At 35.5% G+C, this 25,675-nt stretch carries 28 protein-coding genes and 1 pseudogene (1 of these 29 running past the window's edge); 15 read left to right on the forward strand and 14 right to left on the reverse strand.

Going from position 1 to position 25,675, the window contains the following annotated elements:
* Positions 1-383: 383 nt before the first annotated feature.
* The 4 genes from MHB58_RS01005 to crcB all read right to left on the reverse strand — a co-directional run bounded on the left by MHB58_RS01005 (position 384) and on the right by crcB (position 2,289).
* Positions 384-830, reverse strand: a complete 447-nt coding sequence (locus MHB58_RS01005; protein ID WP_008407510.1) for a general stress protein — start codon at positions 828-830, stop codon at positions 384-386.
* Between the two features lie 143 nt (positions 831-973).
* Positions 974-1,426, reverse strand: coding sequence for a general stress protein (locus MHB58_RS01010; RefSeq protein WP_014825014.1), 453 nt, complete (start codon positions 1,424-1,426; stop codon positions 974-976).
* Between the two features lie 111 nt (positions 1,427-1,537).
* Positions 1,538-1,900, reverse strand: a complete 363-nt coding sequence (locus tag MHB58_RS01015; RefSeq protein ID WP_014825013.1) for a fluoride efflux transporter FluC — start codon at positions 1,898-1,900, stop codon at positions 1,538-1,540.
* On the reverse strand, positions 1,897-2,289 hold the full coding sequence (gene crcB, locus MHB58_RS01020) for a fluoride efflux transporter CrcB (protein ID WP_014825012.1): 393 nt from the start codon (positions 2,287-2,289) through the stop codon (positions 1,897-1,899). The genes MHB58_RS01015 and crcB overlap by 4 nt, the downstream gene beginning before the upstream one ends.
* Before the next feature lie 275 nt (positions 2,290-2,564).
* Between crcB and MHB58_RS01025 the strand changes: the two genes are divergently transcribed.
* From MHB58_RS01025 to MHB58_RS01050, 6 genes are all read left to right on the forward strand, one after another.
* Positions 2,565-3,188 carry a LysE/ArgO family amino acid transporter gene (locus MHB58_RS01025; protein WP_014825011.1) on the forward strand — a complete coding sequence of 208 codons (624 nt, stop codon included), beginning with the start codon at positions 2,565-2,567 and terminating at the stop codon, positions 3,186-3,188.
* A gap of 677 nt (positions 3,189-3,865) precedes the next feature.
* The gene (locus tag MHB58_RS01030) at positions 3,866-5,281 is read left to right on the forward strand and encodes a purine-cytosine permease family protein (protein WP_014825010.1); all 1,416 of its coding nucleotides are present in this window, start codon (positions 3,866-3,868) and stop codon (positions 5,279-5,281) included.
* Positions 5,282-5,537: 256 nt separating this feature from the next.
* Positions 5,538-6,062: a thioredoxin domain-containing protein gene (locus MHB58_RS01035; RefSeq protein WP_014825009.1), complete on the forward strand. Its 525-nt coding sequence runs from the start codon at positions 5,538-5,540 to the stop codon at positions 6,060-6,062.
* On the forward strand, positions 6,063-6,899 hold the full coding sequence (locus MHB58_RS01040; protein ID WP_014825008.1) for a transporter substrate-binding domain-containing protein: 837 nt from the start codon (positions 6,063-6,065) through the stop codon (positions 6,897-6,899).
* A gap of 74 nt (positions 6,900-6,973) precedes the next feature.
* Positions 6,974-7,657, forward strand: a complete 684-nt coding sequence (locus tag MHB58_RS01045) for an amino acid ABC transporter permease (RefSeq protein ID WP_014825007.1) — start codon at positions 6,974-6,976, stop codon at positions 7,655-7,657.
* Positions 7,654-8,415 (forward strand): amino acid ABC transporter ATP-binding protein, encoded by a 762-nt coding sequence (locus tag MHB58_RS01050; RefSeq protein ID WP_014825006.1) that lies wholly within the window; start codon positions 7,654-7,656, stop codon positions 8,413-8,415. Before MHB58_RS01045 ends, MHB58_RS01050 begins: the two co-directional genes overlap by 4 nt.
* 167 nt (positions 8,416-8,582) lie before the next feature.
* On the opposite strand, the gene MHB58_RS01055 is transcribed toward MHB58_RS01050, so the two are convergent.
* Complete coding sequence (locus MHB58_RS01055; protein ID WP_014825005.1) at positions 8,583-9,185, reverse strand: TetR/AcrR family transcriptional regulator; 603 nt, start codon at positions 9,183-9,185, stop codon at positions 8,583-8,585.
* 199 nt (positions 9,186-9,384) lie between these two features.
* On the opposite strand from MHB58_RS01055, the gene MHB58_RS01060 reads away from it, so the two are divergent.
* Together MHB58_RS01060 and dacB are read left to right on the forward strand one after the other, a co-directional pair.
* A complete protein-coding gene (locus tag MHB58_RS01060; RefSeq protein ID WP_014825004.1) occupies positions 9,385-10,122 on the forward strand; it encodes an SDR family NAD(P)-dependent oxidoreductase in 738 nt (245 codons plus the stop codon).
* A 300-nt stretch (positions 10,123-10,422) separates the two neighbouring features.
* On the forward strand, positions 10,423-11,817 hold the full coding sequence (gene dacB, locus MHB58_RS01065; RefSeq protein ID WP_014825002.1) for a D-alanyl-D-alanine carboxypeptidase/D-alanyl-D-alanine endopeptidase: 1,395 nt from the start codon (positions 10,423-10,425) through the stop codon (positions 11,815-11,817).
* Positions 11,818-11,887: 70 nt separating this feature from the next.
* On the opposite strand, the gene MHB58_RS01070 is transcribed toward dacB, so the two are convergent.
* Positions 11,888-12,472, reverse strand: a complete 585-nt coding sequence (locus tag MHB58_RS01070; RefSeq protein ID WP_014825001.1) for a helix-turn-helix domain-containing protein — start codon at positions 12,470-12,472, stop codon at positions 11,888-11,890.
* A gap of 312 nt (positions 12,473-12,784) precedes the next feature.
* Here MHB58_RS01070 and MHB58_RS01075 point away from each other — a divergent pair, with 312 nt between their 5' ends.
* On the forward strand, positions 12,785-13,915 hold the full coding sequence (locus MHB58_RS01075; protein WP_014825000.1) for a DUF418 domain-containing protein: 1,131 nt from the start codon (positions 12,785-12,787) through the stop codon (positions 13,913-13,915).
* A gap of 149 nt (positions 13,916-14,064) precedes the next feature.
* On the opposite strand, the gene MHB58_RS01080 is transcribed toward MHB58_RS01075, so the two are convergent.
* The 3 genes from MHB58_RS01080 to MHB58_RS01090 are packed head-to-tail and all read right to left on the reverse strand — an operon-like array spanning position 14,065 to position 15,919.
* Entirely contained in the window at positions 14,065-14,859 is a 795-nt protein-coding gene (locus MHB58_RS01080) for an ABC transporter permease (protein ID WP_008407537.1), read from the reverse strand.
* Positions 14,849-15,592 carry an ABC transporter ATP-binding protein gene (locus MHB58_RS01085; RefSeq protein ID WP_008407538.1) on the reverse strand — a complete coding sequence of 248 codons (744 nt, stop codon included), beginning with the start codon at positions 15,590-15,592 and terminating at the stop codon, positions 14,849-14,851. Before MHB58_RS01085 ends, MHB58_RS01080 begins: the two co-directional genes overlap by 11 nt.
* Positions 15,593-15,919, reverse strand: a complete 327-nt coding sequence (locus MHB58_RS01090) for a hypothetical protein (RefSeq protein ID WP_193765393.1) — start codon at positions 15,917-15,919, stop codon at positions 15,593-15,595.
* Between the two features lie 686 nt (positions 15,920-16,605).
* Here MHB58_RS01090 and MHB58_RS01095 point away from each other — a divergent pair.
* The 5 genes from MHB58_RS01095 (at position 16,606) to MHB58_RS01115 (ending at position 20,208) form a co-directional block, all read left to right on the forward strand.
* Positions 16,606-16,944 carry a hypothetical protein gene (locus tag MHB58_RS01095; RefSeq protein WP_014824999.1) on the forward strand — a complete coding sequence of 113 codons (339 nt, stop codon included), beginning with the start codon at positions 16,606-16,608 and terminating at the stop codon, positions 16,942-16,944.
* Between the two features lie 77 nt (positions 16,945-17,021).
* On the forward strand, positions 17,022-17,663 hold the full coding sequence (locus tag MHB58_RS01100) for a DUF5819 family protein (protein ID WP_014824998.1): 642 nt from the start codon (positions 17,022-17,024) through the stop codon (positions 17,661-17,663).
* Positions 17,653-18,612: an HTTM domain-containing protein gene (locus MHB58_RS01105; RefSeq protein WP_014824997.1), complete on the forward strand. Its 960-nt coding sequence runs from the start codon at positions 17,653-17,655 to the stop codon at positions 18,610-18,612. Before MHB58_RS01100 ends, MHB58_RS01105 begins: the two co-directional genes overlap by 11 nt.
* A 13-nt stretch (positions 18,613-18,625) precedes the next feature.
* Entirely contained in the window at positions 18,626-19,786 is a 1,161-nt protein-coding gene (locus tag MHB58_RS01110) for a transglutaminase-like domain-containing protein (protein ID WP_014824996.1), read from the forward strand.
* 17 nt (positions 19,787-19,803) lie between these two features.
* Entirely contained in the window at positions 19,804-20,208 is a 405-nt protein-coding gene (locus MHB58_RS01115) for a thiol-disulfide oxidoreductase DCC family protein (RefSeq protein WP_340734524.1), read from the forward strand.
* A 268-nt stretch (positions 20,209-20,476) separates the two neighbouring features.
* Here the strand turns inward: MHB58_RS01115 and MHB58_RS01120 are convergent, their stop codons facing one another.
* From MHB58_RS01120 to MHB58_RS01135, 4 genes and pseudogenes are all read right to left on the reverse strand, one after another.
* On the reverse strand, positions 20,477-21,337 hold the full coding sequence (locus MHB58_RS01120) for a helix-turn-helix domain-containing protein (protein ID WP_014824994.1): 861 nt from the start codon (positions 21,335-21,337) through the stop codon (positions 20,477-20,479).
* 492 nt (positions 21,338-21,829) lie between these two features.
* On the reverse strand, positions 21,830-23,422 hold the full coding sequence (locus MHB58_RS01125; RefSeq protein ID WP_014824993.1) for a recombinase family protein: 1,593 nt from the start codon (positions 23,420-23,422) through the stop codon (positions 21,830-21,832).
* Positions 23,423-23,462: 40 nt separating this feature from the next.
* Positions 23,463-23,666: a hypothetical protein gene (locus tag MHB58_RS01130; protein WP_014824992.1), complete on the reverse strand. Its 204-nt coding sequence runs from the start codon at positions 23,664-23,666 to the stop codon at positions 23,463-23,465.
* 226 nt (positions 23,667-23,892) lie between these two features.
* Positions 23,893-24,420, reverse strand: a pseudogene (locus MHB58_RS01135) (ABC transporter substrate-binding protein); the annotation flags it as partial.
* A 139-nt stretch (positions 24,421-24,559) separates the two neighbouring features.
* Between MHB58_RS01135 and MHB58_RS01140 the strand changes: the two are divergent.
* Complete coding sequence (locus MHB58_RS01140; protein ID WP_014824990.1) at positions 24,560-25,174, forward strand: NUDIX hydrolase; 615 nt, start codon at positions 24,560-24,562, stop codon at positions 25,172-25,174.
* A 421-nt stretch (positions 25,175-25,595) separates the two neighbouring features.
* Here the strand turns inward: MHB58_RS01140 and MHB58_RS01145 are convergent, their stop codons facing one another.
* Positions 25,596-25,675 carry the 3' portion of a carboxypeptidase M32 gene (locus MHB58_RS01145; protein ID WP_014824989.1) on the reverse strand. The gene runs 1,408 nt beyond the window's last position, so only the last 80 of its 1,488 coding nucleotides appear in the window; its start codon lies off the right edge, out of view; it ends in the stop codon at positions 25,596-25,598.

Here is a 25,675-nt window from a genome sequence, read left to right on the forward strand (position 1 = left end):
ATAACATTCCTTTTCTGTTTAGGATAATAGTATATAAATCAATGTATATCGATAATACTTTATTACTATTAGATAAATATTGCAATATATATTTTATTAATAAGATTCAAAATTATAAAACTATGTAGAAGGGGGTTATGGTTTCACGCAATTTTCGGTTGGTGAAAAAACGAAGGTTGATAACGAACGATATCGAAAATGGATTATTTAAGGGGATATTTGGTGGTGGGTCAACTCTTTATCGAATTTTCCGAAATTATAAAACCAAAAGGGAAATTGCAAAGTGCAATTTCCCTTTTGGTCTTAACCGAAACAATTACGTCCCAGCCTCATTAAGTTTTCTATATTAAAATCAAATAAATATTGTTCCAGGTATATTTTTATTATTCGATTCCACGTTTATCTTCTGCCACCATTATTAAAATCTTGCCTGCTTCAAATTGCTCGTTGTAGCGCTCTGCCTCATCTTCCGGAATCCCCATACCGACTAAAGCACCGACGATTCCACCGACCATTACACCGGTAGCTAATCCGGTTAATCCGGCAGCGATTGGTCCCGCTGCAACAACAGGGCCGATGCCTGGAATGGCAAGTGCACCAAGTCCGACAATAACTCCGCCAAGTCCGCCTAATGCGCCGCCAGCAGCTACACCTGTAATGGCACCTTCCATAGCATTTGCGCCGGTTTCATTGGAAATTGCATCTACATCCGATACGTTTTTACTGATGATTGAAATATCCTGTGCACTGTATCCTTGTTGCTTTAAGTCTTCAACTGCTTCAATAGCTTCTGCTTCTGTATCATAATATCCTACGACATGTTTTACCATTTCCCTCATCCTCTCAAATTCTCTTTTCACATACTAAAATTTACCCTTGAGGAATATTTGTAAACATGAGGAAACAGGGAAGGGAGAAAACATAACGAAAAAAAGCCATTCTGATAAATCAGGAATGACTTTTTGCTGCTCTATTATAAAAGTGTTGTACCGCGTGTATTTTCATCTACCATAATTAAAATTTTACCAGATTCAAATTGTTCATTGTAACGGTTCGCTTCATCTTCTGGAATCCCCATTCCGATAAGAGCTCCCGTCAAGCCGCCGACACCTGCACCAGCTGCAGCTCCTGTAATTCCGGCAACTATTGGACCAGCTCCCACGATTGGACCGATACCTGGAATTACCAATGCGCCAAGACCTGCAAGCACGCCGCCAATTCCGCCTAAAGCACCTCCCGCAGCTGCGCCTGTGACAGCACCTTCTGCAACGTTTGCACCTGTCTCATCGGTAATTGTATCAACATCTGATCGGCTTTTACTGATAACTGAAATATCTTCAGTACGGTAACCTTGTCGTTTCAGATCCTCGATTGCATCAATTGCCTCTGATTCTGTATCATAATACCCCACAATATGTTTTACCATTTCTATCATCCTCCTCATCTGAATGTTGCACAATATAAATTTACCCGTGTCGATTGTTTGTAAACATAACTTGTTAACATCGATGCTAATTGGAGGGAGGAAACAGAAACATTAGGTTAAATATATTTTTGCCACCCAAAAGCCGGCAAAAGCAAAGGAAAGACCAACCGAATATGTGAGTATAGAATAGACTAAAAATTGCTTCCATTGTTTTGCATGAACAAGTGTAAGACTTTCCAATTTGAAAGTTGAGAATGTAGTAAACGCACCTAAAAATCCAATACAAAGAATAAGGTTTGCAGTTGTATGGAGATGCATATTAACTAAAAATCCCAATGTAAAGGAACCGAGCATATTTACCGCAAAAGTACCGAAGTGAACAAATCGATATGTATGATTGAGCCGCTTAGAAATAACAGCCCGCAAAATCGCCCCGAAAAATCCACCAACTGCAACTAACAAGAAATTCATCATACTGGTTCCTTCCTTTCCCAAAGGCTTCTACCTGCTTTCATACCAAGCGCAACAAATAGGAAACCGAAGATGGCACTAATGAAAATATAGAGAATGGCAAATAAATAAGAGTGATGCTGCAGCAGCTGGATTACTTCGACACTAAATGTGGAAAAGGTCGTAAACGAGCCGATTAAACCTGTTTTTAATGCAGATAAATAGTTAGAATTTGCTGTTATCTTCTGTTCGAAACCGGAAGAGAGCAAACCTAAAAGAAAGCAGCCTACTAAATTCACTGCAACCGTCGCAAAAGGGAAGGCAGCTGTATCGTTTGTTATCAAAAACAGGGAAATGCTATATCGTAATACGGCTCCAATAGCACCACCGATACCTATTAAAAACATTGGCATATTCAATAACCTCCTTAAATAAAACAGACTCCCGCCAGTTCATTAAACTGACAGGAGTCATTCGTCTATAGGCGGTTAAGTGCGAATCACGCCTATCATGTTCTATTTACTACATTAGTTTATCAATTAATGGTAAGTCAAGATGCTCTTAATAAACAGTGGGATCATCTGAAAATTATAAGTGCCCCGGTATGCAGAATCTGACCTGTTAATTAGGTGAAGACAAATCGTTCCTTCATCGTTATTCTTAAATAATGGAAATAGGAGGAATAAACGTGCAACCATTAATTCATGGAATTTTATTGGCATTTGGCTTAATTTTGCCACTGGGTGTTCAAAATGTATTTATATTTAATCAAGGTGCAACACACCGGAAATTTACGAAATCATTGCCTGCAATAGTAACAGCAGGCGTCTGTGATACGATTTTAATTTATTTGGCAGTAGCGGGGGTATCGGTAATTGTTTTTAGTTTTGAATGGTTGAAAATATCGCTTTTTTTAGCAGGGTTCTTTTTCTTGGCATATATGGGATGGGTAATATGGAAGGACAATCCATCAGTAAATGCACATCGAGAAGAAAAAGGTTTTTCAGCACGACGTCAAATTACGTTTGCTGCATCAGTATCGCTACTTAACCCCCATGCTATTTTGGATACAATCGGGGTAATAGGAACAAGTTCATTAGCTTATACAGGTTATGAGAAATGGATGTTTACATTGGCCTGTATAGTTGTGTCGTGGATATGGTTTCTGTCAATTGCTATTGTCGGGAGAAAGATTGGACAAATTGACGGAAACGGGAAATTCTTAAATTCCCTTAATAAGATATCTGCCATAATTATTTGGATAATGGCACTATATATGGGCTATCAGTTTTATTTATTAATTGGCGAATAGGCAAGATGACCGAATCATTGCCAGACTGATGGTAACCACTAATTCTCCGTTAGGAATTTATACTCTAACCAGGGGCTATATAAAGGCATCAACTCCTCAAAACGTAGAAAGCTAAAGGCACTAAATTGAAGAATGAATAACAGATGAAAGGTCTTCCAAAACTGATGAAGCTTGAGTTTGAAGAACTAACAATCGATGTGTATAATTTTTAGATTTACCGGAGAGATTACGAAGTAAAGTGGAAAGGGAAACCGCTGAACTTGTTTATTTGCTAAATAGTCATTTTGCGTTGGTTGTAAAAAAACGTAAAATAAATAAGTGGTCAATATTTGTCATACCTAACTGTTAAACAACTCGGAAAACAACAGCATTTTATGTTTTTCGAGCTTTTTTGGTGTTTGGGAAAGAGTGGATTTCTTGTAGTCCTAAAGGACGACTTGGGTTGAGGTCGCAAATAATTGCTTTAAATTATGTTAGAATATTTAATGGAGCTATTTAACTTACGCTCACAACTATCTGCGCGGTAAAAAAATCATTTCTTTTTTTGTTTCTGAATTGAAGGGATCAATTGCAGATGATTTACCGTAACCGACCTTTCCCTTAAAAAGATCCATCCACCTCTAATTAAAAGTTCCTTTGAAACAAAAGAAGTATAAGTACAGAAAGGATTTGATTGAATGAGATCTGAGATTACTGCAGATCAGAAATTAAGAGAACAAGACTTTTCTCGTCAAGAAGCAACTAGTGACTATACGTTTGACCGAGTTCCGCGTGAAGAACGCAAAATGGGCTGGTTAAGTATCACGAATATAACGTTTGGTATTGCAACTGCCATTTTCTATTTCCAAATGGGAAGTGTGATGGCACTACAGTTCGGAGCGGTCAATGCGCTCATCTCTGCTGGCTATGCAATCATTGTTGCAGGTATCCTTGGAAGCATCATTGTTTATTTATCGGCTAAGTCCGGCATGAACGTCAACTTATTATCCCGCGGAGGATTCGGTTATATCGGAGCCTCATTAACCTCATTAATTTACGCATCAAATTTTATTATGTATTGTGCATTTGAAGGTATGATTCTAGTCGCTGCAGTTCATGCATTTTTTCCGGCGATTCCGATCTGGCTTTTAATTGTAATCTTTGGTTCCTTAGTAATTCCGTTAAACTGGTTTGGCATTAAACAATTGGACAAACTTCAAAAATGGTCATTGCCAATTTTTGGAATATTCCTCATTACAGCCATTGTTATTGCTTTTAATACCCCATCAATTAACTCTGGAAATTTCTGGACCTATATGCCTGAAGGTGTTCAAATAGGCGGTACGGCATTACTGTTATGTATCGGAATGCAACACGGTATAATGGGACTTACAGCATTAATTGCTTCGGATTACGCACGTTTCCTAAAACCGAAAGACTTGAAAATCGGTTCAATTGCTATCGGATTTATTCCGCAAATCTTCTGTTTTGGTGTAATGGGCGGCCTTGGCATTTGGTTCGGTGTAAAATTTGCCGAAGCAAATCCCGGCGTTTATATCGTGACATTGTTAGGGCTTGGTGGTGTCGTATTTACGGTACTGACACAAGTTCGTATTAATATAACGAATATTTACAGCAGCTCACTTTCCCTCTCAAACTTTTTTGAAAACATGTTTGGCTTTACACCGGGACGCCGTTTTTGGGTTGTAGTAGCTGGTGTCATTGCGATGATTTTAATGCTTGGCGGTATTGTTGATCATCTTCAAATTGCGATGACTTTCCAAGGTGTAGCACTGATGAGCTGGGCAGCCGTTCTCGTAACGGAAGCGCTCGTTCTAAAAAAATGGCTGAAGATCGGCCCGCGCTATTATGAATCCAGACAGGAAAACCTGTTTAAATGGAATCCGGTTGGTGTCATTGCTTTGATTGTCCCAACTGTAATCGGTACAATTGCAGCACTCGGATATATGGGCACATTCCTGCAAAATACTGCCGCATTTTTCGCCGCGCTGATGGCAGCAGTTCTGACTGTCATTGTAGGATTGACGACAAAAGGGCGATACTATAGCAAGAAAGAAGTAAATGATATTCCGAAAGATGATTGGATCGCTTAAGTAGTTCAATCATGTTAAAACCTCTAAACTCCAAAGTTTAGAGGTTTTTTAATATACTTTTATCTAAATATAGCTTTTTTATGATGGTCATCGAGGTAATGTTCTCAATTTCCCCCTTTAATGGTAATTTAAATACCCCCTTTAACTTCTAAATATTCCAATAATTTTAAAATATTATTTACAATTCCAATAGAGATAGTATACAATAAAATAGTGAATTTTTTGAATTTAGTGAAAATAAAAAGGGTGGGTAATAATGACAGAAATTAAAAATAGTTATTTAGTAATTGGTGATGTGAACGCACCTGTAAAAATTGAAGTGTTTTTAAATTACGCGTGTCCGTATTGTGCGACGTTTTTCGATTTAGTTGATAATACACTACCAAAGTATTTCGCAGAAAAGAAAGTAGCGTTAGTAGTAAAGCATTATGACAAACCACGTGAAATGTTATTACCCGGAACGCTAATTAATGCGAATTTGGATTATTCTAATCCAGAAAGAACATTAGAAATCATAAGTGAATTATTTAAGGATCAAGCAAAATGGGATAAATATTCAAGTTTTGAAATAAAGAAATACATTGAAGAGAAATATAACTTAAAAGAAGAATTTTCAAATATCGATCGTAGCTTACTAATTACTGCGGAGGCAATTGAGCGTAATGTGAAAATGGTGCCTACTGTATTTATCAATGAATTGGAATTCCAATATCCGCGAGAGATTTTTGCAGAAGAATTAGTAGAAGTTATAGAGAAAGAACTAGAAAAGGTGGAAGCTTAAATGAAGAGTTTAAAGAAATTATCATTTCTGGTTCTTTTTAGTGCTCTAATATTACTGTTAACTGCTTGTGGCAATGATGGTGGTGCTGGGTCACCGTCAAAAGAAACGAATGCTGATAGTGGTAAAAAAGAGGTCTTAGTTGTAGGTTCTTCCGGAATTTATCCTCCATTTATTTCTGTAGATGAAGACGGCAAAGCCCAGGGATATGACGTGGAAGTATTAGAAAAAGTTGGTGAAGCATTAGGGTATGAAATTAAGTGGGAGTTTGCTGAGTTTTCAGGTATTTTCGGTATGCTCGATGCAGGAAAAATTGATACGGTATCCAATTTAATTGCAATGACAGAAGAACGTCGTGCAAAATATGATTTTTCAACACCTTATGCTTATTCAGGTGCCACTCTAGTTGTACATGAAGAGAATAATAGTATTAACAGTATTGAAGACTTAAAAGGTAAAAAAGTTGGTGTTTTATTAGGAAATAACTTGCATCAATTTTTAGAGAAATGGAATGAAGAAAATGGTGGTGAAATCATCATTACACCGTACCAAGATGTAAGCGGAACATATAATGAAGTGGCATTAGGTCGATTGGATGCATTTATTGATGTGAAAATTACAGCAGCATCTCGTATTCGTGATGAAGGTTTACCATTAAAAATTTACGGTGAAGAATATTTAGTTAACTTTGACTATGGCTTCCCGTTTGTACGCTCTGAAGAAAATAAAGAATTTTTAGAAGCGTTTAGTGCAGAAATTCAAAAGCTACAAGATAATGGCACATTAAAAGAGCTATCTGATAAGTGGAGTGCAATTGACGTAACAATTCCACATAAATAATTTTTAATAGGGGCTGTCCAGAGTAATCTCTGAACAGCCTTCTGATTTCTAGTTCTACAGAAAAGAGGGATTTTGTGAATTTCGATTTTGGTTATATGATTGAAATCTTTCCGAGAATCATAGAATATTTACCAATTGTTTTGTACATGGGGACACTTTCCTTTATATTAGCAGTCATCATTGGTCTACTATTTGCAGTAATAATTAATTTTAAAGTTCCTGTCATTTATCAAATTTTAATTGTAATTATTTCTTATTTCCGTGGAGTCCCTACGCTCATTCAGATTTTTATTTTTTATTTTGGGATACCCCAATTATTTCCTAGCTTCAGCTCATTAGATGCTATTACAGCTGTTATTTTTGCGCTAAGTGTAAAAAATGCAGCATATTTATCGGAAGTATTTCGTTCTGCATTTTTAGCGGTCGATAAAGGTCAATTTGAAGCATGTGATGCTATGAACATGACAAAGTGGCAAGGGTTACGTACGGTTATTTTGCCGCAAGTATTACGTGTTGCAATTCCTGCATCAGGAAACTATTACATTATGATGATTAAAGAAACTTCATTAGCTTTTACGATCGGTGTTGTGGATATGCTTGCTCGGGCAAAGCTCGAATCAGCTGTCACTTATAAATTTCTTGAAGCGTATTTAACAGTTGGTTTAATTTATTGGACCATTACAGTAATTTTAGCTTTCTTACAGTCAAAACTTGAAAATTATGTAGAGCGTCCCTACCAAAAGGAGGCAACAAAATGATTAAAATTCAAAATTTGCATAAAAGCTATGGAAACACTGCGATTTTAAAAGGAATTAATGTAGAAATTAAAGATGGTGAGGTACTTGCTATTATCGGTCCTTCAGGGTCAGGGAAATCGACATTTTTACGTTGTTTAAACTTTTTGGAGAAAGCAGAAAAGGGCATTATTGAAATTGATAGCGAAGAAATGAATTTAGAGAATTTTCAAAAATCACAAGTAGTAAAATTACGCGGGAAAACAGGAATGGTATTCCAAAATTATAATTTATTTAAAAATAAAACAGCATTACATAACGTATCTGAACCATTGCGTCTATCTAAGAAAATCTCCAAGCTGCAGGCTGAGCAAATAGCGTACGAAATACTAGCTGAAGTCGGATTAAAGGGGAAGGAACTGAATTATCCTGTCGCACTTTCAGGAGGGCAACAGCAGCGAGTTGGCATAGCAAGAGCACTTGCACTTGATCCATATGTAATCTTATTTGATGAGCCGACTTCATCACTTGATCCAGAGCTTGTAGAAGAAGTATTAAATGTTATGAAGGCAGTTATTAAACAAGGTCGAACTATGATTGTTGTAACTCATGAAATGGAGTTTGCAAAAGAGGTAGCAGATCGGGTCATTTTCATGGCAGATGGACATATTGTTGAGGAGGGGACCCCGAAAGAAATTTTCGAGAACCCTCAAAATGAACGAACAAAACGTTTTTTAAAAAATTATTTAACGCTTCATAATTTAGGTGGAGATGGTATTTGAACTAAGTATCTAAAGTAAAAACCGCTAAGATAAATTGAAAAAAGGATTTACATACCGTTTTTTTTGAGAGAGTAATGACTTATTTAATTGAAAAATAATTTTTGTTAAGCAACTGTATGTTACGCGCGGTAAAAACTCCGTCTCGCTAATCAATTATCCTAAACCGGTTACCGTTTTTGTTTTCCCACAAACTCCAGTGAATAAATATGTGTTTGGGATAAAGCAATGACTTCTTCTATAAACTCTTCTTTGGATTCTTTAAAATTGCTGTTAATCCAATTTTGAATAAGTCCGTAAAATCCGTATGCAGTATATCGTTTAAAGTAATCCATATTTACTGGGATATTATTGATTGTTTGAAATATAAATTGCTCCCCGTATATTTTTAATATCGTTTGAGGAAATTTTGTATGTAAGCCTGTTAATGTATCATCGTATTTAATCAGTTCAAAGAAATTTCGATTATCATAAATGTAAGAAATAATATTAAAAGAGGGTTCACTTAGTTTTGACGTATATACTTTTTGACCAGGAGAATACGGTTTCCCTACAGATTCTTCCAATCCCGCAAGCATTGTTTCAAGTAGATCCTCTGCCAATTGAAATTTATCCTGGTAATGTACATAAAATGTACTGCGATTGTAAGAAGCATGATCGACAATATCCTTTACGGAAATCGCATCGTAGCCTTTCTTTTTGATAAGGTCAATTAACGCCAACTTTAAATGTTCTTTTGTTCGGTTTTTTCTTTTGGATGCATCATTTTCCAAGACATTCCCTCCATGTAAAAAGACAAAATAAAAGTAAGTGTCTACTTATTATACATTTTACAATATTCTAATGATTGATGTATTTATTGGAATTGTTAAAATTGAAGTGTAAAGAAAATGCGCATATTTCTGCTATTTCTGTTCAATTTAACTTAAATATGTATGTTTTCGAGGACTCATTATATAGGAGGAATAAAAGATGGGAAAATTACAAGGTAAAGTAGCAGTCATCACTGGTGGTGCATCAGGTATTGGTGCAGCTACAGCAAAATTATTTGTCTCTGAAGGTGCTAAAGTCGTATTAGTTGATTTAAATGAAGAAAAAGGTAAAGCTTTCGAAGCAGAATTGAAAGCACTTAACGCGGACGCAGTATTTGTTAAAGCAAATATTACAAGTGAAGAAGAAGTAGCAAATATATTCAAACAAACGATTGAAGCATTTGGAAAAGTGGATGTCGTATTTAACAATGCCGGCATCGGCCGTGTTTTCCCTTCACATGAATTGGAATATGCTGAATGGCGCAACACAGTTAATGTAGACTTGGATGGTGTATTCTTGGTAGCACGTGAAGCTATCCGTGAAATGCTGAAATCTGGCGGAGGGTCAATCATCAATACCGCTTCTATGTACGGCTGGGTTGGTTCACCAGGATCGGCAGCATACAATGCAGCAAAAGGTGGGGTTATTAACTTAACACGCTCACTTGCACTTGAATATGCAGAGCAAAATATTCGTGTGAATTCACTATGCCCAGGCTTCATTGACACACCGATTATTCCGGAAGAAAGCAAACAGGCATTAGCTTCAATGACACCAATGAAACGTCTTGGACAAGCAGAAGAAATGGCAAAAGCTGTATTATTTATGGCAAGTGACGATTCTTCATTCATGACTGGCAACAGCTTAACAGTTGATGGTGGATATACAGCCCAATAATTTTTGATTCAAAGCGCACTTTCAATTTGGAAGTGCGCTTTTTGTGTGGGCTGTTTTTATTAGAAAAGTTAAGCGGGATATTAGAAAAAGTGTTGTCGATATTAGCAAATGCTAAAGGAATATTAGAACAAAGCGAACACTTTTTAGAACATTACAGTTTTGTTAGAACAAATAAAAATATATTAGAACATTTTCATTTATATTAGAAAATCTCGCCTACTTTAATTCGTGCTAACCGTAAATAAATATTTCTGTTAGAATAAATTTACAGTAAATTCTAACAATTTAGGGGGGCAAAGTATGGAGGAGATTCAAGAGAAGAACTTAAATAGCGATACAATCACGAAATTGGAACAGGTAGTGGAGACAATTTTAGGGAAGGACAAGGCAACTTTTACGCTGCGGGACAAAACATCTGGAGAGATTCTGTATACATATCGAGGGGAGCATTTAATGCGTCCTGCGTCCAACATGAAAATTCTTACAGGGGCAGCTGCAATTTCGGAGCTTGGACTGGACTACCGATTTAAAACAGAAATTTTTATAGACGGAAATGTTGAGGACCACACGTTAAACAGGGATATTTACGTGAAGGGTTACGGTGATCCGACAATAAATGAAGCGACACTTAAGCATTTTGCAAAAGTTTTGCGGGAATACGGCATCCGATATGTGAAAGGTAAGTTAATCGGGGATGATACATATTTTTCGGGTGAAACATTGCCTCCTGGTGTTGATGATGAAGGGGAAACCCATTATTACGGTGCACGTATTTCGCCTATTACGATGTCTCCGAATGATGATTTTGATGCGAGCACAATTATCGTCGAGGCAGCTGCCGGGAATATCGGGGAAAAGCCGATGTTTAATGTCATCCCGCATTTAAGTGGTCTGCAAATTTTTAATGAAGGGAAAACAGTAGATAAAAATGCTGAAAATACATTAGAAATCCGCCGAATTAATAATACAAATCATATCGTGATTACCGGTGAACTACCAGAAGGAGAAACGGCGAAAGTATGGGTGTCCCACCAGGATCCTACAAAAAACACATTGCTGTTTTTCAAAGAACTATGCAAAGATGCAGGCATCCGCTTTGAACAGGAAGATGCCATTGCAAGCGGCACGACGCCAAAGCATGCCAAGCTAATCCACACGCACGAGTCTCGTCCAATTGCAGAGATGTTTTCTATATTTATGAAACTAAGCAATAACAGCATCGCCGATATTTTCCTGAAAACGATGGGGAAACAAAAGCATGGAATAGGCGATTACGTGCATGGCCTAAAAGTAGTGCGAGCTTATTTGGAAAAGCGGCATATCGATTTTGCGACATGGCAATTTGCTGATGGTTCTGGCCTGTCACATCATAACCGTCTGCACTCAAATGGTTTATCCGAGCTATTGTATAAGCTGCAAAAAGAACCGTATTTCGAGAACTTTTTCGAATCCTTGCCTGTTGGAGGAAATACAAACAGACTGGTTGGCGGGACGTTAAAAGACCGCTTTTTAGAGCCGGAACTGCAACAGCAAATTTTCGCCAAAACAGGCTATATCCATGAAGTGAATACATTGTCAGGCTATGTAACGGGAAAAAGCGGGAGAGATTATATTTTCTCGATTATGCTTGAAGGCAGGGAAGAGGGAATTCCGTTTTTGGATGAAGGGTTGAAGGTAATTATTGAAATAGTGTAACCATTGAGCGCAAGGAAACAGTCTCCAACTATTAGCTGCTGACTAATAGTTGGAGACTGTTTATTAAGAATTAAATATACTGATAAAATAATCCGTCACGTGTATCGAACCAAATTAGTTTCCCGTGTTTTTTACGCGGGACTGTTGCCTGCAAAGCCCATTCAGGGAACTGCTTGTACAATTGAATCTGATCCCCTGTTGCCAGTGCGATAAATGATACGTAATGGTCTTTCGTCATTGGGTGGTCTGCTGAAATGGACCATTGCATATCGATTTCCTCTACTTTTAATTTTTGTTCGTCCGTTGCTTTTACAGCGGCTAACGGCTCCAATTTCCGTCCGCAACACGAAACGGTAAAATTCCCAGTTGCTAACCCGATATTCGAGCAGCTTGGGCATACATAATAGCTTGAATTTTTCATATTGCCTCCTACCAATTCATTTTGATTTATTTCACCTGTCAGTAAATTTTCTATTGGAATATCGAAGAGGGCAGCAAGGTGAGGGAGAAGTGTAATGTCAGGACAGCCGATCCCTCTTTCCCATTTTGAAATGGTGCGGTCCGATAAAAACAGTGCATCTGCTACTTGCTTTTGCGTCATCCCTTTTCCCTTGCGCAATGTATAAATTAATTGGCCAATTTTTTCATTATCCATTCGTTTCCCTCCTACTGTTTTAGCATAAAAGGAATGAAGCTGATTCGCAACAAACGGAGCGTAGAGTTGGGATGTGAACGACCAACAGCTGAATTCTTAGTACCGAATATAAAATAAATAATAAAGAAACCTTATTTACGTAGTGATTATTAAAAATCTCTTATTCATGATGGAGTGCCAAATAGCTTTTACAGCAGAAAATTAATTGGAAATAAGCGGAGCTAAAGGGCAAAACAAATTTATTACTATACTAAGCAAGTAATTTTGAAACTTCCTTGACCTCAATCCGTAGAAATTATTAGGAGGTGTAAGATGAAGAACAGAATTGAAGCATTGGATGCATTGAGAGGATTTTCTTTACTGGGTATCTTGATTGCGAATATGCTGTATTTCCAATATGGAGATATAACGATAAATACAATTGAGCCTACAACATGGTGGGATAATGTAGCATTTTATTTCACAAAAATATTTATAGAGGCATCGTTTTATCCGATTTTTGGATTTTTATTTGGATACGGAATTATTTTATTTGTGCGTGCGTTGGAAAATCGAGACTTGAAGACGCTCGGTCCTTTATGGCGCAGGGTGATAGGGTTAATAATTTTAGGAAGCTTACATATTACATTTGTATGGGACGGCGATATTTTATTGACATATGGTGCAGGTCTTATCATTATCATATCGTTCATTAAGCGTAAGGTGAAAACTTTGCTTATTTGGGCGTCTGTATTAGCAGTGCTGATGATCCCGCTTTTAATATTGAAAACAGATGTGTTGTTGCTTGCTGGATTAGAAGAATCAACGGCCGTTATAGCGAATGGAACCTATTGGGAAGTTGTGCAACAACGGATCGGTTTAACAGAAGAGGTTCCATTAATCTTCTTCTTAATCGGAATACCAATTGCACTTGTTTTTATTGTGTTGTTGGCCTTTTTCACAATTGGTCCTTTTGTGTTGTTGGGGATGGCAGCAGCGAAGAAGGATTTCTTTACGCATATTAGGCTAAGAACAAAGCTTTTAAAACGTTTAGCGTTGCTTGTTCCACTAGGCTTGGTGTGTAAGTCATTTTTATATTGGGATCATTTTGCAGGAAAATTGATTTATGGTACGGGAACATATTTACTGGCGATTGGCTATATTGCTTTATTTACGCTAATTTATTTAGCGAAGGATGAAACGAAGCTTGCACAAGCATTTGTCAGTATGGGACGTTTATCACTAACCAATTATTTAATGCAATCTATTATATTTACATCAATTTTCTACGGATATGGATTTGGCCTCTTTGGAAAGCTAGGTGTAGCGGTTGGATTACTGTTGGCAATCGTAGTGTACATCTTGCAACTTTATATTTCAGGAATTTATACAAAACGCTTTTCAATTGGACCGGTCGAATGGTTACTAAGAAAATTTGTTTATTTGAGGTATGGTCGTAGTTAATAGAAGCAGGAGCACGCCAGGCCAACAAGAAGAACTTTTTTTCTTTTAGCCCGCAACCTCTCTAAAAAGTACAAAAACATCCACTTTTCTCCCCCAGAGGAAAAATGGATGTTTTTCAATTTGCCCTGGCGACTTTTTCAACTCACTAATCACTGCTTTTCCAATACCTTTCGTTCAATCAGTTCAACGCCTTTATACATAATCGTTGCCAATACAATAATGATGAGAAGCGCCAAGAATACTAACGTAAAGTTAAATACTTGGAACCCGGAAATAATCAGATAACCGAGGCCGCTTGATGATACTAAAAATTCCCCGACAATAACCCCAACCCATGATAAGCCGACGTTTACCTTTAAAGTAGAAATAATCGTCGGGGTAGAGGCAGGAAGAATAACATGCCGGAATGTTTCATATTTGGATGCCCTGAAAAGCTGCATGACTTTAATATAGTTTTCGTTTACTTGCTGAAATGCGGAAAAAATAACGATGGTCGAAATAATAACCGAAATGAGCACACCCATTACGAGAACTGCGAGCATATTCGGTCCGAAAACCACGAGAATCATCGGTCCAATTGCGACTTTAGGCATTGCATTCAATACGACAAGATAGGGGTCCATCACATTGGCAAATGTTTTGGAGGACCATAGCGAGATTGCAAGCAATGTTCCAAAAAGGGTTCCTAATATAAAGCCGACAACGGTTTCAAACATCGTAATCGCAATATGAGGGAATAAACTGCCATCCGTTATTTTTGTAATAAACAGGCTTCCCACTGCGCGTGGGCTGCTGAAAATCAGCGGGTCCAATATACGGAAATGGGTCGTAATTTCCCAAAATAGAAGAAGACCGACAAGGAGCATTAGTTGGAAAGAGAAAATTTTTCGTTTTTCACGGCGCCGCTTTTCGTTATATTGCTGCTGCAACTGTTCAATATTCATCCGAATCAAGCTCCTTCCATATTTCCTGGAATAGTACTTGGAAAGCAGGGGCATTTCTTGCTTCGAATGGTGTCAGTTCGCGAATTTCCTGTGGGATGATGAAGCTTTTCACAATCGATCCCGGACGAGGGCTAAAGATAAATACCTTATCACTCATCGCAATGGCTTCGCTAATATCATGCGTCACCAAAATGGTCGTCGTTGAAAATTGCTTCAATGTATTCGATACAAAGTTTTCAAGGGACAGTTTGGAACGAAAATCGAGCGCAGAAAACGGTTCATCAAGTAAAAGTAATGTTGGTTTTACGGCAAGTGTTCGGGCAAGGGCGATACGTTGGCGCATACCCCCGGAAAGCTGCGTTGGGTAAAGTTTTTTCGTATGGGCCAATTCAAATTGTTCGAGCAGTTCGTCAATGATTTCACGGTTTTTCCTTTTTTGCAGTGTCAGACCGAGTGCGACATTATCCTCAATTGTTTTCCATGGGAACAAGAAATCCTGTTGAAGCATATAGCCGATTTCAACATCGGGCTCAGCAAAATTAATCGAACCGGTCGTCGGTTTCAATAAGCCTGCGAGCAAAGAGAGCAGTGTGGATTTCCCGCAGCCGCTCGGGCCTAAAAAGGAAACGAATTCTCCTGAAGCAACTGTGAAATTCACATCTTCAAGAGCTGTTGCCACTTGCTGTTCTTTAAAGAAATGATGGGTAACCTGTTTTACTTCCAAATAAGTCATTTACTTCACAACCGCATCGGCAAATGACCGGTTTACTAAATCTTTGTAAGCTGGCTCAAACTCCAGTACGCCTGCTTCGGTCATTACATCAAGTAGATTTTGGAATTCGTCTTCATCGATAATCGGATCTTTTGCATAAGATTGCTGATCACGGTAACGCGTCACAACCTGCTCAATAATTTTTTGGTCTGTATCTTCAAAGTAAGGGGCAATCGCTTTTGCCACATCAGCGCTTGATGCTTCGTACACCCATTTTTGTGCTTTATAAAGAGCTTTCGTAAAGCTATCCATCATTTCTTTTTCCGAGAATGTACTTTCTTTCGCCATAAATACCGTATATGGAATGGCGCCAAGCTCTTCGCCGAATGAAGCGACGATTTTTCCGATGCCTTGCTGTTCAAAAATGCTTGCAGTCGGTTCGAAAAGTTGTACATAATCACCTGTACCTGAAGCAAAGGCTACCAGTTACAAAAAACACTATTATTTACAATAGCTAAAATTTGAGCTTGCCTAATTCCTTTCATTCATTTGGTATTTAGTCATCATATGTCCTACACCTCTTTGATTAAATAAACGTATTAGAGAATAAAATGAGTTGATTGGAGGGGCAACTTCAGTGGGTATAGCGAGACTGCCGATACATCGCTGGAGCGAAGCTACTAAGAGAATTGACACTTACCCACCAAGCGCGTCCCCCGGAATGGGTATCAATGGGTTTAACTAGTAACTTTGTTTAAAACAGACTCAATTAGAAATGGGGACTATTGAACAGCTTTTCTTTGTAAGTCACCTCGTTGGTAAATTAGGTGCAGCCATTGATTTTTCATTTCATTAGTTGAAAACTTATCTTCATCTTTCGGTAGACCAAGTATCGATCCATTTTGTCGACAATCTAATACATATATAAATATATTTATATATATAACTAAATTAACTATATATTTATACAATGGAAAAGTAAGGAATAAATATACATTCTATTACAATGAATACTAATAGAGAGGGGGATTATAATGAAAAAGAAAATTGGAATTACATTTGTTGCTTTTCTGATGTTTACTTCAATTTCTACTGCTTCTGCTTTTGCTTCAACAGGAACACCAATTGAAGCAAAAGAATTAAAGGCTATAGAAGATACTGTAGTAGAACCTCAATTTTTGCCAGCATATGTAGCTATTGCTAATGCTGCAAGGGTAGTTGGTGGTGTTACTAAAGCTGCAAAATGGGGAGCAGCTGCATTTGGCGCTGGATTTGCAGGTAAAGCCGGTTCAGATGCTTATGATAAAGTGGCTGGAAGCTTATCTCTAGAAATGTCTTCTTATGAGAATATTGAAGAAATTTTTGATAAGTAAAAAATAATCTGAAAGAGTTGTTTATTAGCGAAACTTTGTTAATAAACAGCTTTTTGTTTATGAATAGGAGATAGTTTATGAAGAAAAAAATTGCCTTCTTTTTATTAATTACTGTAATTTTTGTTTTCCACTTTAGCATGACAGCACTCTATGTATTACCGTTTAACCCTCTGGCATCTAAATATAATCATCAAATACAGTCGTATATGAATCCATTATTTACACAAAATTGGCAACTCTTTGCTCCTAATCCGTTATCACAATCTATATATGTAAATGTGCAAATTAAAGATACTGAAGGACAAGAATCAAAATGGATTGATTTTACTACTCCTCTATTAGAGGCAAATCATAAAAATAGATTTTCACCTGTCAACACTATAGTCAGACTTGGTCAAAGTGCTTACTTACAATCTGTTCATATAGATCCATTGACAGAAAAGATTGCTACTAAAAACATTGAAATAGACGAAGTGAGCCAACGATTATCCGATTATCAAAAGGATGGTGTATACATACTATATAAGTTAGGACTTCATTATGCAGAGCAATATTTTGAATCAAGTAAGATTAGTGATATTAGAATTCGAGTTATTAAGGAAGAATCAATACCGTTTTCTCAAAGGAATAATCCAGATTACGAAAATGAAATTAAATATAGTGAACACGATTGGGTTCCTGTAAAAAAAATAAAAAGTGGTGAAGAAGATGTTATCTAAATTAATTGAACAATTAACTGTCAAGAAGGGACTAATTGGATCGAGTATTTTAAGGATTGGAATTGGTTTAGTTATTCTTTATAACTATAGTATTAATTATTCCCAACGTCACTTTTTATGGGGAAGTGATGGAATTAGTAAAACTCCTAACTTAAATGAATATATGAATTTTTCCATTTACCAGTTTATTGATTCTACACTATACTTTGATATAATATACCATTTAGGTATAATACTGGCATTCCTCTTCGCTGTAGGGTATAAAACAGTATATGTAAGCATTTTAAATTATATTTTTGTATTCTCCTTGCAACAAGAGAATGGTTTAATCCTTGATGGTGGATCTAATATTATGATTATTGTCTTATTCTATATGATTTTTATGAAAACCAATGCATATTTTTCACTAGACAGCCAAAAATATAAAGAAACTGATAAACAGAATTTTTATCTTTGTTCAATCCATAATATGGCACTATTAGCTATAATAGCCCAATTAAGTATTCTTTATTTAAATTCTGCATTATACAAGGTAATGGGTGAAACTTGGCAAAATGGTACAGCTATTTATAATATATTACAAGTTAAAGATTTTAATTTACCATGGCTAACAGATTTAATCATTTCTAGTGATACATTGGTTGTTATATCAACATATGTAACGCTTTTAGTTCAATTAGCATTTCCTTTCATGTTATTTAATAAGTATACAAAATATTTAATGCTTTTAATTTTAGTCCCAATGCACATAGGAATTGCATTTGCTATGGGTCTCCTAACTTTTTCATTTATCATGATTATATTAGACTCACTCCTGATTACTGATAAAGATTATAAAATACTAGGTAACTATGTTAAAAGTCGTTTCTTAAAGAAAAATAAGTCAGGTATAGTAGAGGAAGAAGTAAAAGTTTATGAAGGTGAAGTTAATCACCTAGCCAAAAGTTAATAGAGGTGAAAAAGTGAATAAATTTCTAGTAAAGTATTCTTATACAAATCAAATATCCGATGAAGTTGGACTTTGGATGATAATTCCTGATGATGTAAATTTTACGCATAAATATAGGAATCCAAATCATAAAACTAAAATACAAACTGGTGAAACACTTGCATATTTTAATTTGAAAAGGGGACAAGGTATTACGTTAGAATATACAACTGGTTTTTATATTCCCCAAAAACAAGAGTTATCGAAAGTTGAAGAAGAATATTATTTAAGGAGTACTATACTATCTCCTATCAATGAGGAAGTTAAATCTCTTGCTATGAAGATTATAAAAAGTAAAACAACTAATAAAGAGATGGCGAAAGAAATATTTCTGTATATTGTTAATAATTTTAAATATATATATCCTCCTACAGAAAGAGGCGTACTTTCATTTATTTCTAGTAAAAAAGGTGATTGTGGTGAATTTTCATTTTTGTTTACTTCGCTTTGTAGAGCAGTTGGAATTCCAACGCGAACCATAATGGGAAGTTGGGCTTATGGAAAAATGAATGGCCATGCATGGAATGAGTACTATGATGAAGAAAGTGGTTGGACACCTGTTGATACCAGTATGGCGTATATACAAAAAAAACAAAAACTCAGGTTTCTTGACAGTAGTATAAGAACGCTAAATTGGAATGATTATTTTGGGAAGACAGAAGGACAAAGAATAGTTTTTTCTAAGGATACTGAACTAGAATTAACACCTACTTTAAATGAAAAAGACAGCGGTATTATTCTTATGAACCCTCTTATAATCAACGGAGAGATATTTCTTTGGGGAGTACAGGCTTTGAACGGAACTGCCCCATATTTACAACCTGTCTACCTACAATTTAAAGGAGAGGTGGATACGACGCCTAGTGTTTCGAACCTTTTTGGTTTGTGGATAGTAAAGCAACAAGGAGTCCTCGGGAGATTAGCTGATTATAGAAAGGGGCTATTTTCACTCGGATTATTGTTAATGATATTCTCCTTTTTATTGAATGATAATCATATTTTAGATTTACTTTATAAATCAATTTTTGTTGTAGCCAGTATTAGTTTTATTTTGAGAAGAGAAAGAATTCTCATCTTTAGTGTTGTTACTTCAATGCTAGTACTTTCTTTACTTTCAACAATAACAAGTTTCTAAGATGAAAGGTGAAAAATATGAGAAAAACTATAGTGCTATATGATGGTTGGTGTCCATTTTGTATTAAAAGTATTAATAGGTTTAAACAATTAGATTGGTTTAAGAGAATTGAATTTAAATCTTTTAGAGAAGAAAGTATTGTAAATAAATATCATATTGAAATAGATAAATTAGAAAAGCGAATACATTCCATTACCAAGAACAATTACATTGAGGATGGAATACATGCCATTAACAGAATATGTAAAAATATCCCTGCTCTATGGTTTTTAATTCTATTTATTAACTTTTCTATTTTATTCGGTTTTGGCCAAAAATTATATGACTGGATTGCGGATAGACGACTTTTATTCCCTACTGGATGTAATGGGGACTCTTGCACGATACCTAATATCAGTAAAATAAAAGATGAGGAATTATGAACTGTACCTGTGTTAAAAGGAGTAAGTATAAGTTGATATCTTTTGCTAAAATGACCCCCAAAGGTTAGAATGAAAAATCTAATTTTTGGGGGTATATTTATGACTAATTATATTGCTCATTTAAAGTTAAATGTCATTAAAATCTTGTTAGCCTCTAAGAAACGAAATTTAGCACGGGGTTTAAGGTATCGATTTGTGTATTCTCATTATTATACATAACTTTCACTATAGTAATTTTGAGCTTACTTCCGTTTGAATTAATAAAAATTTAATTAGGATTAAATCGATATGTATTATATTCACCTTCCAAACGCTCCTTAAGTAATTCGTCATCATAAGCCAATAGTAATAGATCTCTCTTTTTTAAATATTCAGCAACAATCTTTTGATTCTGGTATGTAAGACAAATAGCAATACGGTTGAAACCTATTGCGAGCGATATATAAGTTAAAGTTTTTTGTTTTTCCATAAGTAAAGGTTCTAAATACTGCATCGCTTGTTGGAATTTATTGTTGCGAATACAAATTAAAGAATAATTCAAAGTAATCGAGCTTTGTAAGCGTAAAGCTTCTCCAAAATGATTGTACTTGCTAAGTTGCTGAAGCAAACTTTTTGTTATAAATGTCACAGTCTCAAAATCAAACAAAAATAATATGGCATTTAATATTCTAATATCTGCTAAATAATACTGATCATATCTAGAAATACGCTCCCAGATGTGTAGTACTTTTTCTCGAGCACCTTGAATATTTTCATCATTTGATAGCAGAAGTAACGCTTCACAAATAGTTTTTAATTCAATAATGTATATATGATGAGGATTTTTTGTTAGAAATGTTTCTATTTTATATAATAAAACTTCTAAATCCTCCTTTTTATTGTAGGGAGTTTTATAAAATAATTCGATAAGTTGTTCCGAAGGTGTTAGATTATAGTCATTATGGATATAAAGTAACTCATCCAAACTTAATTGAAGTTGTTCTATTAAAAATACAAAGTTTGTGGCATTTATATCTGATTTATTTTTTTCAAAATGAGAATAAGATGCTTGTGTAAAATACCCTGCTGCTATAGTTTGTTGAGAATAATTTTTACTTTTTCGAATTTTTTTTAATGTTTCACCAAACATACATCAATCTCCTAAAATATAAAAATGTTTATATAATTACAATATTATACCATTTTATAATAGAATGGTACTAATTTCAATTAGTTAAAAATAACTCAGATGTTGAGGTGAGAGGATTTATGGATAAAATTTTACATTTCATTAATGTAGCATCGGATATTATTTGGATAATTGGTGGTTAAATTCAATTCAAGTTGTAACTGTACAGGTTAATAACTAAATATTCATCCTTTATTTAAAGGCATAAGAGAAATGTAAACGTTTGTGCCAGTTTATTAGGAAGAATGACTTCTTACAATTGTCTATAGTTGTCTATAGCAATTATCTTTGAGCAGACAGCTATTAAAAATGAACTCCCTAAAAGAGGGGAGTTCATTAATGAGGGGTATATTATGTTATAAAGGTATTAAGAAATCGCTTTATACCAACTAGAAAGGAATCTTACTTAAATAGACAGTTAAATTGTGTTAATTTTGCCATATATAATATCACTTAATCAAATTTCCCTTCAAAGTAATCTGATAACCATATATTTAGTTCGATTTCTATTTCATTTTTCCCTAAATAAACCTTATCAATTATTCTTGAGAGCATTGCTTTTTTTAGATCATCATCTGCATCATTAAACTTTTGCTCCCAGTTATCTAATTCGTTTGCCAGATAATTTACATCCGAATAGTTCTCCCTCTCTCTTTCTAATTCTTCTTTCAAAGAATTTAATTGTGATAACTTTTCCTCTGTTTGTTTTTCTATTACATTAATAGCTGCGGATAACTGTTCAGTAGTAAAAGAACTTTCCCCGATTAAAGTTTTCCCAATTTCAAGGTTTAATTTTTCTTGTTGCTTTGTTAAAGCTAAATACTCTTTCTCTAAGGTATGGACATTCCGTTCCTTTATCTTTAGCAGATCAGCTTTCGTATTTTTACTTATATCAAGAAAGGATTTTAATTCAAATTGTGATAAGATAAATTTTATCTTATTAATAATGAGTGTATCAAATTTTTTCCCGCCCCAGATATTTTGCTGGTGATCACAATATAGCTTACCTTTGTTTAAAGGACATTTATATCGGTAAATGGTGTTTTTATAGAATCCGTCTTTGTTATTATATTTTGAATTCCTATAGAGATAATTAGAGGTAAGCTTTGAACCGCAATATTTGCAATATGCCATCCCTGAAAACATTAATTTCCCTGCTCTTGGTATTGCGGATTTGTCCTGCTCATTAATATTACTACTCCTAGTATTTCTTATTTGCTCAGCTTGATTAAATAACTCGTCTGGAATAATTCTTAACTTTTCATTATATGGCTGTGTTCCACCTACAGCATTTTTATACCGCTTTAATCCAATATAAATTGAATTTGATAATATTCTCTGGAGGGTACTCACTATAAAAACTTTACCATCTCTATTACGATATCCATTTTCATTTAAGTAGTCCGCAATTTTTCTATAACCCATATGTTTGTTTACATATAACTTATAAATCAACTTAATCATTTCTGATTCATCTTCATCTGGCACTAATTCTTTTACTCGACGTTCTTTATTTTTCCAATGTTGCTCAGCTGTTTCCACAATTTTATATCCAATTGGGGGGGAGCCACCTTGAAAATATCCTTGTTCACTAAGTTGTTTTTTTGCTTCTTTTACCCTAATTGAAGTTTTTTGACTTTCACCATCGGATAGCCAAAAGCTTATATAATTTAGAAGCTTATCAGTATGAGATTCAATTTTTCTTTGGCCTTCTTTTACAGACCAGACCTCGATATCGTTCTGAACTAAAAAGTTTACCATTACTGGTGTTTCATCTTCTCTTCGACCTAAACGATCGAACATAAAGACCAATAATACGTCAAATTCTTTATTTAATGCGCCTTCTTTTAGGATTGCCATTTCATCTCGTTCGTTAACTGTTTTTTTCCAACCGGATACTCCTTTTTCGTATAACTCATTTGTTATTATCCAATTAGTTTTGCTTTTAACGAATTCATGACAAGAATTTTTTTGCATCGGTATATCATCATCTGTACTTACTTGTTGTTTCTTAGATACTCGAAAAAGACACCAAACTCGTTTCATTTTCACACACCCGTTCATTAGCCTTTAAAAAGGAAGATAATTATAATATCTCTAAGAAAAAGGTTTTTAATCCATTTTTAGCAGCATTTCTTTTTTCTTGATCTTTGGTAAACTTCAAATGTATTTTTACTTCGTTTTCTGAAATATCCTTTAAATAATCAAATTTATCATCTGGTTTGTGCAGATACTTTACTCCACCAATATCAATTTCACCCAACGATTGAGGATGACATACATCCTTCATAATAAATCACTCCGATGTTATGGGGTGTTAAAGTGTATTCGTCTTGAATCGATAATATTAGTCATTTTTTTACATAAAAAATGTCTTATAAGAACACCTAATTCAACACCTTTTTAAAAAAAGAAAAACCCCCAAGCTTTATTCATCAAAGGTTCATTATAAAGAGTTTTAAAGATCAGCTTTCGTTGAAGATGCTTTATTAATTGTAGTGTTTCTTGTACCCTCACGCTAAGGCATTCGCAATATTGGCAAAATCAATATTTTGAATCAATGTTAAATCATTGTGCGGGTCGATCCCTTGTTTTTTCAATACAAATTCGCCGGCCATTTGCGGCATACCTCCAACACGCTGACCTAAAAATGTGCTGTCTTTTAAAGCATCCCAGCTAAAGTCGACATTCTGGTCACGTGCGACTAAAAATGTTCCATCTGTTTGCGTAAGTTGTGCAAAGTTAATTACTTTATCGTTCGGATTTTGCCCAGATACATAAACCGATGTTTCAGCTCCAATTAACGCAATATCAATCCCGTCCGATAAAAGCGCGGTCATCGTTTTATCTCCACCAGGTATAGTGGATAGTTGGATCGATAAACCTTCATCCTCAAAAAATCCTTCTTCAATCGCTGCATAAAGAGGTGCGTAGAAAATGGAACGGGTTACTTCACCAACTTTTACTTCCTGCAAATCCTTCTGACCACAGCCGACCAACAACAATAAAAGCCCAACGAAAAGGGCAATTCTAAGCCATTTCATTTGGTCATCCTTTTCTTTAATAGTGTTGTAGTATCGTATGCAGTAAAGGGGTGAGAGGTGTTACTTCCACATTTCCATTTCACCATAGAAGTCGGTCATGGTACGATAAAGATAACTATTTAGTAAGGTGGAGAATGTTATGGATTTAAATCATCTGAAAGGACAGCTTGCAAAACCGCAGCCTTTGTTTTTAGGGGAAGAGACTGCATTCCGATCGGCCGTGCTTATCCCGCTTGTGAAAAAACAGGGCGCGTGGCATATTTTGTTTGAGGTGCGTGCTTTTACGATGCGCAAACAACCTGGCGATATTAGCTTTCCGGGCGGGAAAATCGACGAGACAGATGAATCGCCGCTCGCTGCAGCGCTTCGAGAAACACATGAAGAGCTCGGAATTGATCAACAGTCAATTGAACTAATAGGTAATCTCAGTCCGTTTGTTATATCACCAGCTTTTGTTGTCTATCCGTTCATCGGTATCATCGAACAGTCGGAACTGAATACGTTTAATAAGGATGAAGTAGAAGAACTGTTTACTGTCCCGTTAGACTGGCTGTTGACACATGAACCGTATGTGCATTATGTTCCGGTTGAACCGAAGCCTCCGATTGATTTCCCGTACGATAAAATTGCGAATGGCGAAAATTACAAGTGGCGCTCAAGCCGGATGGAAGAGTGGTTTTATGAATACGGAAACTACACAATATGGGGTTTAACTGCACGTTTATTAAAGCATTTTATAGAAAAATTAAAATAAAAAATTTGGCGTCTTCCTACTACCGGGAAGACGTCTTTTCCTTTGTTTTACTTAGATTATTAATAGTTTTGAGGAGGAGGGGAAATATACAAATCCTATGGTAAAATCAATGTATTGTCCTAAAGTTTATGCGTAGATGAAGAAGAACCATAGATAGCTGGAGTGGAGCAATATAAAGAACAGGGACTCATTATAAGGGAAGAATCAGGAGGCATTTATGAAAGGGAAAAAGATGTTGTATATAGGAGTTGTTGCAGCGATTGTAATTGCTGCAGCTTTAGATATTGCATTTAAAGGTTTAGGTTATCAACTGTTGCAAAAAATATTTTCATAAGTCTGTAATTACTCGCTGCATTTTTAATGTAGCGAGTGTTTTTATATAAAAAAAGCAAACCTTTGTAAGAAAAGGCTTGCTAAAAAACTACAGATTATAAAGTTGTGAGTATTTATTTTCTAAATAATCTGCCAAATATTTTGCTGAAAGTGCTTCTCCGGTACCCT

Origin of the sequence: Solibacillus sp. FSL K6-1554, assembly GCF_038005185.1 — a bacterium.
Lineage (GTDB): Bacteria > Bacillota > Bacilli > Bacillales_A > Planococcaceae > Solibacillus > Solibacillus silvestris.